At 68.1% G+C, this 14,306-nt stretch carries 15 protein-coding genes and 1 pseudogene; 10 read left to right on the top strand and 6 right to left on the bottom strand.

The window, feature by feature from the left end:
* Window positions 1-160 precede the first annotated feature (160 nt).
* Window positions 161-295 carry a hypothetical protein gene (locus tag BKN37_RS29710; protein ID WP_242657066.1) on the top strand — a complete coding sequence of 45 codons (135 nt, stop codon included), beginning with the start codon at window positions 161-163 and terminating at the stop codon, window positions 293-295.
* Window positions 296-396: 101 nt separating this feature from the next.
* Here the strand turns inward: BKN37_RS29710 and fadD17 are convergent, their stop codons facing one another.
* From fadD17 to BKN37_RS03135, 6 genes are read right to left on the bottom strand one after another with little or no spacing between them, the layout of a single operon-like run.
* Window positions 397-1,905, bottom strand: a complete 1,509-nt coding sequence (fadD17, locus tag BKN37_RS03160; protein WP_071021302.1) for a long-chain-fatty-acid--CoA ligase FadD17 — start codon at window positions 1,903-1,905, stop codon at window positions 397-399.
* Window positions 1,895-2,404 carry a nuclear transport factor 2 family protein gene (locus BKN37_RS03155; RefSeq protein ID WP_071021297.1) on the bottom strand — a complete coding sequence of 170 codons (510 nt, stop codon included), beginning with the start codon at window positions 2,402-2,404 and terminating at the stop codon, window positions 1,895-1,897. Before BKN37_RS03155 ends, fadD17 begins: the two co-directional genes overlap by 11 nt.
* Window positions 2,401-3,267: an LLM class F420-dependent oxidoreductase gene (locus tag BKN37_RS03150; protein ID WP_071021293.1), complete on the bottom strand. Its 867-nt coding sequence runs from the start codon at window positions 3,265-3,267 to the stop codon at window positions 2,401-2,403. Before BKN37_RS03150 ends, BKN37_RS03155 begins: the two co-directional genes overlap by 4 nt.
* 6 nt (window positions 3,268-3,273) lie before the next feature.
* Window positions 3,274-4,065, bottom strand: coding sequence for an SDR family NAD(P)-dependent oxidoreductase (locus BKN37_RS03145; RefSeq protein WP_071021458.1), 792 nt, complete (start codon window positions 4,063-4,065; stop codon window positions 3,274-3,276).
* Window positions 4,066-4,118: 53 nt separating this feature from the next.
* Window positions 4,119-5,216 (bottom strand): acyl-CoA dehydrogenase family protein, encoded by a 1,098-nt coding sequence (locus tag BKN37_RS03140; RefSeq protein WP_071021289.1) that lies wholly within the window; start codon window positions 5,214-5,216, stop codon window positions 4,119-4,121.
* A gap of 19 nt (window positions 5,217-5,235) precedes the next feature.
* Window positions 5,236-6,414 (bottom strand): acyl-CoA dehydrogenase, encoded by a 1,179-nt coding sequence (locus tag BKN37_RS03135; RefSeq protein WP_071021285.1) that lies wholly within the window; start codon window positions 6,412-6,414, stop codon window positions 5,236-5,238.
* A 149-nt stretch (window positions 6,415-6,563) separates the two neighbouring features.
* Between BKN37_RS03135 and BKN37_RS03130 the strand changes: the two genes are divergently transcribed.
* From BKN37_RS03130 to BKN37_RS29705, 9 genes and pseudogenes are all read left to right on the top strand, one after another.
* Window positions 6,564-6,755: a ferredoxin gene (locus BKN37_RS03130; RefSeq protein WP_071021281.1), complete on the top strand. Its 192-nt coding sequence runs from the start codon at window positions 6,564-6,566 to the stop codon at window positions 6,753-6,755.
* Between the two features lie 15 nt (window positions 6,756-6,770).
* Window positions 6,771-7,679, top strand: a complete 909-nt coding sequence (locus BKN37_RS03125; protein ID WP_071021278.1) for a 3-oxoacyl-ACP reductase — start codon at window positions 6,771-6,773, stop codon at window positions 7,677-7,679.
* 209 nt (window positions 7,680-7,888) lie between these two features.
* Window positions 7,889-8,653: an MlaE family ABC transporter permease gene (locus tag BKN37_RS03120; RefSeq protein ID WP_071021275.1), complete on the top strand. Its 765-nt coding sequence runs from the start codon at window positions 7,889-7,891 to the stop codon at window positions 8,651-8,653.
* Window positions 8,654-8,660: 7 nt separating this feature from the next.
* Window positions 8,661-9,503: an MlaE family ABC transporter permease gene (locus BKN37_RS03115; RefSeq protein ID WP_071021272.1), complete on the top strand. Its 843-nt coding sequence runs from the start codon at window positions 8,661-8,663 to the stop codon at window positions 9,501-9,503.
* Window positions 9,504-9,517: 14 nt separating this feature from the next.
* Complete coding sequence (locus BKN37_RS03110; protein WP_071021268.1) at window positions 9,518-10,717, top strand: MCE family protein; 1,200 nt, start codon at window positions 9,518-9,520, stop codon at window positions 10,715-10,717.
* Window positions 10,717-11,754, top strand: coding sequence for an MCE family protein (locus tag BKN37_RS03105; protein ID WP_071021265.1), 1,038 nt, complete (start codon window positions 10,717-10,719; stop codon window positions 11,752-11,754). The genes BKN37_RS03110 and BKN37_RS03105 overlap by 1 nt, the downstream gene beginning before the upstream one ends.
* Window positions 11,741-12,808 carry a virulence factor Mce family protein gene (locus BKN37_RS03100; protein WP_071021262.1) on the top strand — a complete coding sequence of 356 codons (1,068 nt, stop codon included), beginning with the start codon at window positions 11,741-11,743 and terminating at the stop codon, window positions 12,806-12,808. The genes BKN37_RS03105 and BKN37_RS03100 overlap by 14 nt, the downstream gene beginning before the upstream one ends.
* Window positions 12,805-14,163: an MCE family protein gene (locus tag BKN37_RS03095; RefSeq protein ID WP_071021259.1), complete on the top strand. Its 1,359-nt coding sequence runs from the start codon at window positions 12,805-12,807 to the stop codon at window positions 14,161-14,163. Before BKN37_RS03100 ends, BKN37_RS03095 begins: the two co-directional genes overlap by 4 nt.
* Window positions 14,160-14,306, top strand: a pseudogene (locus BKN37_RS29705) (mammalian cell entry protein); the annotation flags it as partial. The gene BKN37_RS03095 and the pseudogene BKN37_RS29705, both read left to right, overlap by 4 nt.

The raw sequence follows: 14,306 nt of genomic DNA, 5'->3' as shown, positions 1-14,306 counted from the left end.
GTGCGCTCGGCTTCGGCCAAGGTGATGCTATACGGGCTGGTTCGTGGCATGCCGCTCCCTTCGTCACGGGAACCATCTCACGTAACCGTAGGGAAACGATCCGCAGTGCGGAACTGCTGGCCCTGTCCGGCCGCGCAACCCCTATCCCGGACGCCTCGGGGTGGTGGCCGAAGGGGCGCTGGCCGACCTGATCCTCGTCGACGGCGACCCGCTCGCCGACATTTCGCTGATCGCCCGGCCCGACGAGGCGTCCACCGTCATCAAAGACGGTCGCCTGGTCAAGGGTGCGGTGTGACCGCACCTGGATTGGGCCGCCCCATCGCCGAACGTGTACTCAGACCGGAAATCCGACCCAAAAATCGGTCTGAGTACACGTTCGGCGAGAAGGACGGCGAGTCACCGCGGGATGCGGAACACCGGATCGGCGCAGTCGGTGCCCTCGGCCGCCAAGGCCCGTTTGAGCACCTTGAAGGTTTGGGTGCGCGGCAGTGTGGCGGCCACCCGCACGAACGACGGCCACTGTTTGGGTCCCAGGTCGGGCTGCGCGGCCAAAAAGGCCCGGAACTCGTCGGCGTCGAAGGAGGCGCCGGCGGACAACACCAGCGCGGCCATCACCTGATCGCCCACCGCCGGGTCCGGGATGGCATACACCGCGACCTCGGTGACGTCGTTGTGTCGCAACAACACCCGCTCGATGGGCGCAGTGCCGAGGTTTTCGCCGTCCACCCGCATCCAGTCACCCAACCGGCCGGCGAAATACACGTACCCGGCCTCGTCGCGGTAGGCCAGATCGCCGCTGTGGTACACCCCGCCGGCCATCCGCTCGGCCTCGGCGGCCGGGTCGTTGTAGTAGCCCTCAAACCGGCCGGCGCCCGAAGCATTCACCAGTTCACCCACCACCCCGGCGGGGCACGGCGCACCGGTGTCGACGTCCACGATCGCGATGCCCTCCGGCAGCGGCCCCAGCGCCCCGGCCGGGGTGTCCGGGGTGTGGCTGATCGCCACCCCGCCCTCGGTGGACCCGTAGCCGTCCATCGCCACACAGCCGAACCGGCGGGCGAAGCGCTCCACGTCGGCGGCCGCACCTTCGTTGCCGTACACCGCTTTCAGCGGATTGTCGGCGTCGTCCGGGTGCTCCGGGGTGGCCAGCACATACGACAACGGTTTGCCGACATAGTTGGCGTAGGTCGCCCCGTAGCGGCGTACATCGGGCAGGAACCCGGATGCGGAGAACTTGCGGCGCAACACCATTGAGCCGCGGGAGGCCAACGCCACCGCCCAACCGGCGAGCACCGCATTGGAGTGGAATAACGGCATCGACACATAGCAGACGTCGTCGCCGCCCAGCCCGAACCGCTGCTGCATCGTCACCCCGGCGATCGCGACCTTGCCGTGGCTGCACTTGACCGCCTTCGGCTCGCCGCTGGTGCCCGAGGTGAAGATCAGCATGAACAGGTCCTCGGGGGCGGCCGGCACCACCGGCGGCGCGGCGTCCCGGTGCGCGGCCAGCTCGTCGGCCCAGGCCGCGGAGTCGACGTTGAGGTGCGCGATATCGCCCAGTGTCGCCGCGGAGGTCGAGTCGGCCAGCACCACTTGGCAGTCGGCGCGGTCGATGTCGCGGGCCAGGGCGGCGCCGCGGCGTACCGGGTTGAGGCCGACCGGGACGATGCCGTACAGCCCGGCCGCGGCCAGCAGCGCGGAGAAGAACGGCGTGTTTTCCAGCAGCACCCCCACATGCGGGGGGCGGTCGGGGTCCAGCCGCGCCCGCAGCGCCGCCGCGATCGCCGCGGCCTGCCGCAAATGGTCCCGCCAGCTGGTGAAGCCGTCCTCGAAGTAGACGCCCCGGTCCTCGACGTCGGTCAGCGGGGTCAGCAACTCGGTGACGGTGGGGAGATCAGGCACCATTAGATTCAATCAGGGTCGGGGTCTGGCCGGTGATACCCGCCGCGAGCAGCCCGCGCGCTTCGCGGCCGCCGTCGAGCGTGCGGGTAACGCGGCTGGTGATCTGCCACCGCTGCTCGATGCGCCGGAGCCGGAAATGGTTCGCCCCTGCCCGGGCAACGACATACCGCTGCTCGTGACGCACCACCAACAGTGATTCACAGACCGCCACGGCATCGTCGCCATCGACGGTGACGACGGCCGGGCCGAGGAAATGGGCGCTGCCGCGGCCGATCAGACCTTGGTGGGCGTCGGAACGAACCATCGCGGCAACGTCTTCCCGGCTCGCCATCGACCAGCCTTCGACGTCGTAGCTGCCGGTCTCGGCCCACAGCTCGGCCGCCGCCTCGGCCTCACCGGCGTCCACCAGCGGGCCGTAGGACGCGACTAACCGCTCGATTGCTCGTTCGTCTTCGATGCGGGCCAGGCGCTGCTCGAGTTCGGCCAGTCGATCGTTACTCATGACGTCTCCTGTTCGAGGTCGTTGGCCAGGTCGCGCAGGGCGCCCAGTTGGTCGCAGAAGTGGGTGGCGGACTCCGCGGTAATCGAGCAGGTGACCGCGGTGGCGCCGTGGTCGCGCAGCGACCGCAGCTGGCTCAGTGTTTGCTCGGGCTGCCCCGTTGGGTCGAGGGGCCGCGTCGCCAGCACCACGTCGAAATTGTCCGGAACGGCCACGGCCGCCAGCATTTCGGTTATCTCGTTGCCCCGCAGACCGAACGGCATCCATCCATCGCCCAACGTCACGGCGCGCCGCAACGAACGACGACTCCGGCCGCCGACCCAGATCGGCACGCGCGGCTGCAGGGCGCAGGGGTCGACGATGAGATCACGGTAGCGGTAGTACTCGCCGTCGTAGCGGGGCCGCGTGGTGGACAGTGAGGCGCGCACCGCGCGAATCGCATCGTCGGCGCGGGGACCGCGCTCCTCCCAGCAGGCCCCCAATAAGCCGAACTCTTCTTTGAGCGAGCCCACCCCGACCCCCAGCACCAGCCGGCCCCCGCTGATCCGGTCCAAGGTGCCGTAGCGCTTGGCGATTTCCAGCGGATGGTGGTAGCCGAGCACCACCACGGAGGTGGCCAGCCTGATGCGGGACGTTCGGGCGGCCAGGAATGCCAAGGTCGCCAACGGATCCCAGTAGGTGGATCCGCGGCGTTCGGTCTCGTCCGGCGGAACGGCCACGTGTTCGGGACAGGTCAGGTAGTCGAATCCGAATTCCTCGGCGACTCCGGCTATCCGCGCGATGTCATCGATGCCGGCGGTACGCTCCCAGGTCGCGGTGGCGCCGGGTATCTGCATCACGACCGGAGTCGATAAACCGATACGCACGCTGGCCTACTCCTGACCGGTCAACCGTTGCATGAAGCGGTGGGTGCCCAGCACGACCTTCGCCCGATCCGGGTGGTTGCGGCGCGCGACGTCCTCGGCGTTTCCGCCCGCGACGAAGACCGGCCCGTTGGGCAGCTGTTCCAAGCCTTCCCGCGCGACGTCGGCCGGGTCGGCGACCCGCAGGCCCGGCACGTCGAAGTTCAGCCCGACGCGTTGCATCGCGGGGGTGCGGGTCACACCCAGCACCAGTTCCAGCACGTGCACATTGTGCTCACGCAGTTCCAGCCACAAGCCCTCGGCGAAGATCCGGCCGAACGCCTTCACCCCGCCGTAAACCGTGTGCCGCACCGAGCCCAGGTACCCGGCCATCGACCCGACCAGCAGGATGCCGCCGCGCCGGCGCTCCCGCATGCCGCGGCCGTAATGCTGAATGAGCCGCATCGGTGCGTTGATGTTCAGCTCGATCACCCGGGCGAAATCGGCCAGGTCGCCGTCGAGGAACGCCTCGCTGCAGGTGTTGGCGCCGGCGTTGTAGATCAGCAGCCCGACCGTGAGGTCGGCGGTCGCTTCAGCGACGCGGTCGGCGGCCGCAGGCTCGGTCAGGTCGATCGCCAGCGTGCGGACGTCGACGCCGTGGCTGCGGCAGCTCGCAGCGGTCTCCTCGAGCGGTTGCGGTTTGCGCGCCAGCAGCACCAGGTTGAGCCCCGCGGCCGCGAGTTGCTGCGCGAACGCGGCACCGACGCCCTCCGACCCACCGGCGATGACCGCCCACGGCCCGTATACCGAAAGATCTGTCACCCCGACATCGTCTCTCCCGGCCGCGATGTCCGGGCGGCGGTCCACGACCGCGGTCAGGCCGGGGTGTCGGCCAGCTCGCGGCCGATCGCCAGCAGCGCCCCGGTGGCGCCGCCCACCGCGAACTCGGTCTGCTTGGCCGCCAAGAAGTAGCGGTGCACCGGGTGGTCGACGTCGATGCCGACGCCGCCGTGGACGTGCACGATTGTGTGCGCCACCCGGTGCCCGGCGTCGGCGGCCCAAAATGCCGCGGTGGCCACCTCGGTGTCGGCGGGCAGATCCTCGGCCCCCCGCCAGGCCGCCTGGGTCAGCGTCACCCGCAGCCCCTTGATGTCGATGTAGCCGTCGGCCAGCCGCTGCGCCCCCGCCTGGAAGCTGCCGATCGGCTTGTCGAACTGTTCCCGTTCGCGGGCGTATTCGGCCGTCATCGCCAGCCCGCGCTCCAGCACGCCGAGCTGAAACGCGCTGCGACCCAACGTGCCCAGCGTCGATAGCCAGCCGACGACCTCGTCGCCGCCGACCCGCCGCGCACCGTCCAGCTGGACCCCGGCCAACTCCAGATACCCGACGCTGCCCAGACCGGTGGTCGCCAGCGCGGTCACCGTGACGCCCGGGTCGTCGGCGGCCACCAGGAACACCGCCGTGCCCGACCCGGTGTCGGCGGGCACCAGGAATGCGTCGGCCAGCGGTGCGTAGCCGACTTGGGTGCGGGTGCCGGTGAGCCGGAAGCCGTCACCGGACTCGGTGGCCTGCACCGGGCCCTGGCCCATCTCCTCGTCGGCCGCGACGGTGAGGATCTTCTCGCCGGCCACCGCCGCGGTGCCCCAGCCCTGCTGCAGCTCGGGGGACCCGAAGCGGGCCAGCGCCCCGGCGGCCAGCACCACCGAATCCAGATACGGCACGGCGGCCAGTTGACGGCCCAGCGCGGTCAGCGCCGCGGTCTGCTCCAGCACGCCAAAACCGCCGCCGCCCAGCGACTCCGGCGCTGCGGTGGACAGAATGTCGGCGTCGATCAGCTTGCGCCACAGCTGCTGGTCGAATCGCTGGTCGAGCCCGTCCAGCTCACGCTGGTGCTCGGCGGTGCACACCGCGTCGACGATGGTGTCGACCAGACCCGAGAGGTCCTGCGCCGCTTCGGTGGTGGTGAAGTCCATGATTGAAAGTCCTTCCAGGTCAGCGGCTACGGGGTAGGCCCAGGGCCACCATGGAGATGATGTCGCGCTGCACCTCGTTGGTGCCGCCGCCGAACGTCAGGATCAAACACGCGCGGTGCATCCGCTCCACTCGGCCGCGCAGCAGCACACCCGGCGAATCCTGCCGCAGGGTGGCCGCGGTGCCCAGCACCTCCATCAGCAGCCGGTAGGCCTCGGTGGCCAGCTCGGTGCCGAACACCTTGGCCGCCGAGGCGTCCGCCGGGGACGGGGCGGCGTCGGTCGCCGAGGCGAGCTCCCAGTTGTACAGCTTGAGCACCTCGGCCTTGGCGTGCACCCGGGCCAGGTTGAGCTGCACCCACTGGGAGTCGATCAGCCGGTGGCCGTGGATGTCCTTGGTGTGCTGCGCCCACTCGCGGACCTCGCCGAGCGCGGTGAAGATCGGCTGCGCCGACACCAGGGCCACCCGCTCGTGGTTGAGCTGGTTGGTGACCAGTTTCCAGCCGGCGTTCTCCTCGCCGACCCGATTGGCCACCGGCACCCGCACGTCCTGGTAGTAAGTGGCGCTGGTGTCCGGACCGGCCATGGTGTGCACCGGCGTCCAGGAGAATCCCTCCGCGGTGGTCGGCACGATCAGCATCGAAATGCCCCGGTGCTTTTTGGCTTCCGGGTTGGTGCGCACCGCCAGCCAGACGTAGTCGGCGTAGGCGATCAGCGAGGTCCACATCTTCTGGCCGTTGACCACGTAGTCGTCGCCGTCGCGCACCGCGGTGGTGCGCAGCGCGGCCAGGTCGGTGCCGGCCCCCGGCTCGGAATACCCGATCGAGAAGTGCAGCTCACCGGAGGCGATCTTGGGCAGGTAGAACTTCTTCTGCTCCTCGGTGCCGAACGCCATGATGGTCGGCGCGACGCTGTTGATGGTCAAAAACGGCACCGGGGCGCCGGCGATCGCGGCCTCGTCGGTGAAGATCAGCTGATCCATCGCCGAGCGGGCCTGCCCGCCGTACTCGGTGGGCCAGCCCAGCGCCAGCCAACCGTCGTGGCCCATCTGCGCGACGGTCTCCCGGTAGACGTTGCCGGTGCCGTACTCGCCCTGCGTCGAGCTCAGCGCCTCCCGGCGCTCCGGCGTCATCAGCTCGGTGAAGTACGACCGCAGCTCGCGACGCAGCTCCTCCTGCTCAGGGGTGTAACTGATTCGCATCCGCGTCTTCCTCCTCGGCTACCTATTCGCCATCTCTTGTAACACGTTCTAGTCTGTGGGTCCAGGCCGACGGTTCAGCCGCCACCGCTGCTCGTATTGTGGGGGTCACCGGACCGGCCGGCTTAACCCCGCGACGCAAGGAGGTTGTTATGCGAGTGGAAGTGGACCTCGACCGGTGTGAGGGTAACGCCGTGTGCGTGGGAATCGACCCGGACCTGTTCGAACTCGACGACAACGACTACGCCGTCGTCAAGGTCGCGCCGATCCCGGCCGACAAGGAAGCCCATGCCCAGCAGGCCGTCGACGAATGTCCCCGGGCCGCCCTGATCCGCAAAGACTAGAGGTATTCGTAAAACATGACTGAGAACAGCAACGCGACCGATCTGTCCGGCAAGGTCGCGGTGGTGACCGGTGCGGCCGCGGGGCTGGGCCGCGCCGAGGCCATCGGGCTGGCCCGCTCCGGCGCCACCGTCGTCGTCAACGACATCGCGAAGGCCCTGGATGCCTCCGATGTGCTCGATGAAATCGCCGCCGTGGGCGCCAAGGGCGTCGCGGTGGCCGGCGACATCAGCCAGCGCGCCACCGCCGACGAACTGATCAGCAGCGCCGACGGGCTGGGCGGGCTGAGCATCGTGGTCAACAACGCCGGCATCACCCGCGACCGGATGCTGTTCAACATGTCCGACGACGAATGGGACGCGGTCATCGCCGTGCACCTGCGCGGCCACTTCCTGTTGACCCGCAACGCGGCCGTGTACTGGCGGGCCAAGGCCAAAGAGGGCGACGGGTCGGGGTACGGGCGGATCATCAACACCTCGTCGGAGGCCGGGCTGGTGGGGCCGGTGGGCCAGGCCAACTACGGGGCGGCCAAGGCCGGCATCACCGCGTTGACGCTGTCGGCGTCGCGGGCGCTGGGCCGCTACGGGGTGTGCGCCAACGCGATCGCGCCGCGGGCGCGCACCGCGATGACCGCCGACGTGTTCGGTGCGGCACCGGCCGACGGCGGCATCGACCCGCTGTCTCCCGAGCACGTGGTCACCCTGGTGTCATTCCTGGCCTCCCCGGCGTCCGCCGCGGTCAACGGCCAGCTGTTCATCGTCTACGGTCCGCAGGTCACCCTGGTGGCGGCGCCCACCGTGGAACGCCAGTTCGCCGCCGACGCGTCGGCCTGGGACCCCGCCGAGCTGTCCAGCACCCTGCAGGGCTATTTCGCCGACCGGGATCCGGCGCTCGGGTTCTCGGCGACCGCGCTGATGGAGACGTAGACACTAGAACTTGTTTCATCATGACCTGCGTCACAACCGGCTCTGACCTGGACAAATAACCGCGTTTTGTCCATTTCTGCAGTTCTTTGACACTGCGAACGTGTTCTAGTTACGATGAGCCGGCTCACGGAGACGGGCGTCACACCCGTGGGACAGTACGGGTTTCGCTAAGGCTGAGTTCCAGCGCAACACCGAGAAGGGAACCGAGGTTGATCGAGCAGCTCACGGTTCCAGCGCGGGCCGTGGGCGGATTCGTCGAGATGTCCTTGGAGACCCTCCGCGGCATCTTCCGGCGACCGTTCCAATTCCGCGAATTTCTCGACCAGACCTGGATGATCGCGCGGGTGTCGCTGGTGCCGACCCTGTTGGTCGCGATCCCGTTCACCGTGCTGGTGGCGTTCACCCTCAACATCCTGCTGCGCGAGATCGGCGCCGCCGACCTGTCCGGCGCCGGAACCGCGTTCGGCACCATCACCCAGCTGGGACCGGTGGTGACGGTGCTGGTGGTGGCCGGCGCCGGGGCCACCGCGATCTGCGCCGATCTGGGGGCCCGCACCATCCGCGAAGAAATCGACGCGATGCGGGTGCTGGGCATCGACCCCATCCAGCGGCTGGTGGTGCCCCGGGTGCTGGCCTCCACCTTCACCGCGCTGCTGCTCAACGGGTTGGTGTGCGCGATCGGCCTGACCGGCGGCTACGTGTTCTCGGTGTTTTTGCAGGGGGTCAACCCGGGTTCGTTCATCAACGGGCTGACCGTGCTCACCGGCCTGGGCGAGCTGGTGCTGGCCGAGATCAAGGCGCTGCTGTTCGGCACGGTCGCCGGGCTGGTCGGCTGCTACCGCGGCCTGACCGTCAAGGGCGGCCCCAAGGGTGTGGGTAACGCCGTCAACGAGACCGTCGTCTACGCGTTCATCTGTTTGTTCGTGATCAACGTCATCATGACCGCGATCGGCGTGCGGGTGTTGGTACGGTGAGCCGCCGATGAGCTACGACGCGACGCTGCGGTTCCGTCGCCTGTTCCGCGGGGTGCCCCGGGTGGTCGACAACTTCGGCGAACAGGCGCTGTTCTACGGCCAGTCGATGCGCTACATCCCCAACGCGCTCACCCGGTACCGGCGGGAAACGGTGCGGCTGATCGCCGAGATGACGATGGGCACCGGCGCGCTGGTGATGATCGGCGGCACGGTCGGCGTGGCCACCTTCTTGACCCTGGCCTCCGGCGGGGTGATCGCCGTGCAGGGCTACTCGTCGCTGGGCAACATCGGCATCGAGGCGTTGACCGGGTTCTTATCGGCGTTCCTCAACGTGCGCATCGTCGCCCCGGTGATCGCCGGCATCGCGTTGGCCGCCACCATCGGCGCCGGGGCCACCGCCCAACTCGGGGCGATGCGGGTCGCCGAGGAGATCGACGCCGTCGAAGTGATGGCGGTGCACTCGGTGTCCTACCTGGTGTCCACCCGGCTGATCGCCGGGCTGATCGGGATCATCCCGCTGTACTCGCTGTCGGTGCTGGCCGCGTTCTTCGCGGCCCGGTTCACCACCGTGTTCATCAACGGGCAGTCCGCGGGGCTCTACGACCACTACTTCGACACCTTCCTGATCCCCACCGACCTGCTGTGGTCGTTCCTGCAGGCGATCGTGATGTCGATCGCGGTGATGCTGGTGCACACCTATTACGGCTACAACGCGGCCGGTGGCCCGGTCGGGGTGGGCATCGCGGTCGGCCAGTCGGTGCGCACCTCGCTGGTGGTGGTCGTCGTCATCACCTTGTTCATCTCGCTCGCCGTCTACGGCGGGTCCGGCAACTTCAACCTCTCCGGGTAGCGCGGGCAGGGACGATGGAGACCGACGCGAAGCGCACCCATGTCAGGATCGCCGCCGCCGTGCTGGCGACCCTGATCGCGGCCGCGGCCGTGTTCACCTATCTGGCCTACACCGCGGCGTTCACCTCGGCCAAGACGGTGACGGTGACCTCACCGCGCGCCGGGCTGGTGATGGAACGCGACGCCAAGGTCAAATACCTCGGCATCCAGATCGGCAAGGTCAAAGCCATTGACTACCAAGGCGAACAGGCCAAGCTGACCCTGGCCATCGACAGCAGCGAGTTGCACTACATCCCGGACAACGCCGGCGTGCGCATCGCCGGCAACACCATCTTCGGGGCCAAATCGGTGGAGTTCGTGCGGCCGGACAAGCCGTCGGCCAAGCCGCTGCGCGCGGGCGCCCACGTGGCGGCCTCGTCGGTGCAGTTGGAAGTCAACACGCTGTTTCAAACCCTCACCGACGTGCTGGACAAGATCGACCCGGTGCACCTCAACGGGACGCTGGGCGCGCTGGCCGAGGGAATGCGGGGCCACGGCGACGATCTGGGCGCGACCCTGGCCGGGCTGAACAGCTACCTGGTTCAGCTGAACCCCAAGCTGCCCACCCTGCATGAGGACTTCCGCAAGACCACCACGGTGGGCAACATCTATGCCGACGCGGCCCCCGATCTGGTCACCGTCATCGACAACGCGCCCACGATCAGCAAGACGATCGTCGCTGAGCAAGACGACCTGAACGCGACGCTGTTGGCGGCGACGGGCTTGGCGCACAACGGCTATGACACCCTGGCTCCGGCGGCCGACGACTACATCGCCGCGGTCCAGCGGTTCCGCGCCCTGGCCAAGGTTTTGGGTGACTATTCCCCCGAATTCGGCTGTCTGCTGAAGGCCATGGTGGCCGGCGCGCGGAAGTTCGGGCCGGTGATCGGCGGTACCAAGCCGGGCTTGTTCGTGGATGCGAGCTTCATTCCGGGTGTTCCGGCCTACACCTATCCGGAGAGCCTGCCGATGGTCAACGCATCCGGTGGCCCCAATTGCCGTGGCTTGCCCGATATCCCCTCCAAGCAGAACGGCGGATCCTGGTACCGGGCACCGTTCCTGGTCACCGACAACGCCTACGTTCCCTACCAGCCCAACACCGAGTTGCAGTTTGACGCACCGTCGACCGTGCAGTTCCTGTTCAACGGTGCCTTCGCCGAGCGGGACGAGTACTGATGGGCAGCAACAAAACTCTGGTCAACGTCGGTGTCTTCACCGCCGTCATGCTGGTGGTGGCGGCCGGCCTGATCGTGGTGTTCGGCGAGTTCCGGTTCGCCGCCGCCCACACCTACCACGCCAACTTCGTCACCGCCTCCCGGCTGAAGTCCGGCCAGGATGTGCGCATCGCCGGCATCCCGGTAGGCACCGTGAAATCCGTGGAATTGGCGCCGGACCACAGCGTTGACGTCACCTTCGATGTCAACAAGCGCTACCAGCTCTACACCTCGACGCGGGCGCTGGTCCGGTACGAGAATCTGGTCGGCGACCGATACCTGGAGATCGCGTCCGGCCCCGGCGACCTGCGCAAGCTGCCGCCTGGGGGCACCATTCCGCGGGAACACACCCAGCCGGCGCTGGACCTGGACGCGTTGCTGGGCGGTTTGCGTCCGGTGCTCAAGGGGTTGGACGGCAACAAGGTCAACGAGATCAGCGGCGCGGTCATCGAGCTGCTGCAGGGCCAGGGTGGGGCGCTGTCGCAGATGCTGTCGTCCACCAGCGCATTCACCCAGAACCTGGCGGCCCGCGACCAGCTCATCGGCGATGTTATCGCCAACCTCAACACCGTCCTGGGCACCGTCGACGCTAAAAGCGCCGAATTCGATTCAAGCGTCGATCAGCTCCAGCAGCTGATCTCCGGCCTGGCGCAGGGCCGCGATCCGATCGCCGGGGCGATCGGGCCGCTGGCGTCGGCCGAGACCGACCTGACCGACATGCTGCAAAAATCGCGACGGCCGTTACAAGGTGTGCTGGAGAACGTCCGCCCGTTGGCGACCGAGCTGGACCAGCGGCAGCAGGACATCAACGCCATGTTGGACCCGCTGGAGGAGAACTATCTGCGGCTCAACGCGCTGGGCGCCTACGGGTCGTTCTTCAACATCTACTACTGCACCGTCCGGATCAAGATCAACGGACCCGCCGGCAGTGACATCCTGATCCCGTTCGGCGGTCCCGCCGACCCGTCCAAGGGGAGGTGTTCTCCTGTCAAGGACTGACCGCACGCCTCTCGATCGCGCGACCCGCACCGGTATTTTCGGCATCGTTTTGGTGGCCTGCCTGGTGCTGGTGGCGTTCGGGTACACCAGCCTGCCGTTTTGGCCGCAGGGCAAGACCTACCACGCGTACTTCGGTGACGCCGGCGGCATCATTCCCGGCAACGACGTGACGGTATCCGGTATCAAGGTCGGGGCCGTCGAATCGGTGTCATTGGCCGGTGCCAGCGCCAAGGTGACGTTCACCGTGGACCGCAAGCTCAGAGTGGGCGACCAGTCGTTGGCCGCGATCCGGACCGACACCGTCCTGGGGGAGAAGTCCCTGGCGGTCACCCCGGGCGGGTCGGGCTGGGCGACGGACATCCCGCTGGGCCGTACCACCACCCCGTACACCCTCAACACCGCGCTGCAAGATCTCGGTGGCAACGTCAGCGACTTGGATAAGCCGCGGTTCGAGCAGGCCCTGCAGGTGCTCACCGATTCGCTGCGCGACGCGACCCCGCAGCTGCGCGGCGCGCTGGACGGCGTGGCCGCGCTGTCCCGCAGCATCAACCGCCGCGACGAGGCGCTCAAGCAGCTTCTCGCCCATGCCAAGTCGGTCACCCAGGTGCTCAACCAGCGGGCCAACCAGGTCAACCAGCTGGTGCTCGACGGCAACCAGCTGTTTGCCGCGCTCGATGAGCGGCGGCAGGCGCTGAGCACCCTGATCGGCGGCATCGACGACGTGTCGACCCAGCTGTCGGGTTTGGTCACCGACAACCGCGCCGAAATCGGTCCGGCCTTGACGAAACTGAACTCGGTGCTGGACAACCTGATCGACCGCCGGGACCGGATCAGCGGGGCACTCAAGCGGCTGCCGGGGTATGCCACCGCGCTGGGCGAGGTGGTGAGCTCCGGCCCCGGTTTCCAGATCAACGTCTACGGGCTGCCGCCGGCCACCATGGCCGAAGTGCTGCTGGACGCCTACTTCCAGCCCGGCAAGCTCCCGGACAGCCTGGCCGACATGCTGCGCGGCTACATCGCCGAGCGCCTGATCATTAGGCCGAAGTCACCATGACCGTGTTCTCCGTCTTTCGCACTCGTCACCGGGCCTTGCGCAGGTCCCTCGCCGTCGCGCTGGCTGTGTTGCTGGCGGTCGGCGCCTATGTGATCTGGCCGTCGCGCGGCGGTCACCAGATCACCGCCTACTTCACCTCGGCGGTCGGCCTGTACCCGGGTGACGACGTCCGCGTGGTCGGGGTGCCGGTCGGCCGAATCGACACCATCGAGCCGCGTGCCGAAGACGTCAAGATCACCATGACGGTGAGCCGTGACGTCCAATTGCCGGCCGACGCGGGCGCCATCATCGTGGCGCCGAACATCGTGTCGGCGCGATTCATCCAGCTCACCCCGGCCTACACCGGGGGGCCGACCCTGGCCGACCACGCGTCGATCGGGCTGGACCGCACCGGGGTGCCGGTGGAATGGGATGAGGTCAAAGAGCAACTGACCCAGCTGAGCGCCCAGCTGGGTCCGCAGGGCGCCGATCTGCAGGGCCCGCTCAGCGACGTCGTCAACCAGGCCGCCGACACGTTTGACGGCAACGGCGACTCCTTCCGGAACGCGTTGCGCGAGCTGTCGGCGACCGCCGGGCGGCTCGGCGATTCGCGCACCGACTTGTTCGGCACCGTCAAGAACCTGCAGGTGCTGGTGAACGCGTTGTCGTCGAGCAATGAGCAGATCGTCCAGTTCTCCGACCATGTCGCGTCGGTGTCGCGGGTGCTCGCCGACGCGTCGACCGGCCTGGACAGCACCCTGGGCACCCTGAACCAGGCGCTGCGCGACGTGCGGGGCTTTTTGCACGACAACAACGACGTGCTGGTCAGCCAGGTCAACAAGCTGGCCGATTTCACCAAAATTCTGTCCGACCAGCACGACGACCTCGAGCAGGTGCTGCACGTAACGCCGAACGGCCTGGCCAACTTCTACAACATCTACGAGCCCGCGCAGGGCACCGTGGCGGGGCTGCTGTCGGTGCCCAACTTCGGCAACCCGGTCCAGTTCATCTGCGGCGGCACCTTCGACACCGGGTCGAACCCGGACAACTTCAAGCGGGCCGAGATCTGCAAGGAGCGGATGGGGCCGGTGATGCGGCGCTGGACGATGAACTTCCCGCCGCTGCTGTTCCACCCGGTCAACACCATCACCGCGTACAAGGGTCAGATCATCTACGACACCCCGGAAACCGAGGCGAAGGCGCAAACCCCGCTGCCGTATCTGCAGTGGCAGCCGGCGCCCGGGGTGACGCCGCCCAATCCGGACGATGTGGCCGCGCTGTTCTTGCCGCCCGCCCCGCCGCCCGTGCCCGGGCAGCTCGGTCGACCACCCGGGCCGGCACCGGCGGCGCCGCAGGCGCAAGGGGGTGGCCGATGAGGCGGATCGCGTTGCGGGCCGGCGCCCTCGGCGCGGGAACCTTACTGCTGGCGGGGTGTCAGTTCGGCGGCCTGAACTCGCTGAACATGCCCGGCACCGCGGGACATGGCAAAGGGTCCTACACCATCACCGTGGACCTGCCC

Origin of the sequence: Mycobacterium talmoniae (assembly GCF_001854525.1) — a bacterium.
Taxonomy (GTDB): domain Bacteria; phylum Actinomycetota; class Actinomycetes; order Mycobacteriales; family Mycobacteriaceae; genus Mycobacterium; species Mycobacterium talmoniae.
The sequence above is the reverse complement of the archived record's forward strand: the minus strand, read 5'-3'. Positions and strand labels throughout refer to the sequence as shown.

Bases quoted from the DNA above. Each gene is read 5' to 3' on its own strand.
- fadD17 (WP_071021302.1), bottom strand. From the start codon at position 1,905: ATGGTGCCTGATCTCCCCACCGTCACCGAGTTGCTGACCCCGCTGACC.
- BKN37_RS03155 (WP_071021297.1), bottom strand. From the start codon at position 2,404: ATGAGTAACGATCGACTGGCCGAACTCGAGCAGCGCCTGGCCCGCATC.
- BKN37_RS03140 (WP_071021289.1), bottom strand. From the start codon at position 5,216: ATGGACTTCACCACCACCGAAGCGGCGCAGGACCTCTCGGGTCTGGTC.
- BKN37_RS03135 (WP_071021285.1), bottom strand. From the start codon at position 6,414: ATGCGAATCAGTTACACCCCTGAGCAGGAGGAGCTGCGTCGCGAGCTG.
- BKN37_RS03130 (WP_071021281.1), top strand. From the start codon at position 6,564: ATGCGAGTGGAAGTGGACCTCGACCGGTGTGAGGGTAACGCCGTGTGC.
- BKN37_RS03125 (WP_071021278.1), top strand. From the start codon at position 6,771: ATGACTGAGAACAGCAACGCGACCGATCTGTCCGGCAAGGTCGCGGTG.
- BKN37_RS03115 (WP_071021272.1), top strand. From the start codon at position 8,661: ATGAGCTACGACGCGACGCTGCGGTTCCGTCGCCTGTTCCGCGGGGTG.
- BKN37_RS03110 (WP_071021268.1), top strand. From the start codon at position 9,518: ATGGAGACCGACGCGAAGCGCACCCATGTCAGGATCGCCGCCGCCGTG.
- BKN37_RS03105 (WP_071021265.1), top strand. From the start codon at position 10,717: ATGGGCAGCAACAAAACTCTGGTCAACGTCGGTGTCTTCACCGCCGTC.
- BKN37_RS03095 (WP_071021259.1), top strand. From the start codon at position 12,805: ATGACCGTGTTCTCCGTCTTTCGCACTCGTCACCGGGCCTTGCGCAGG.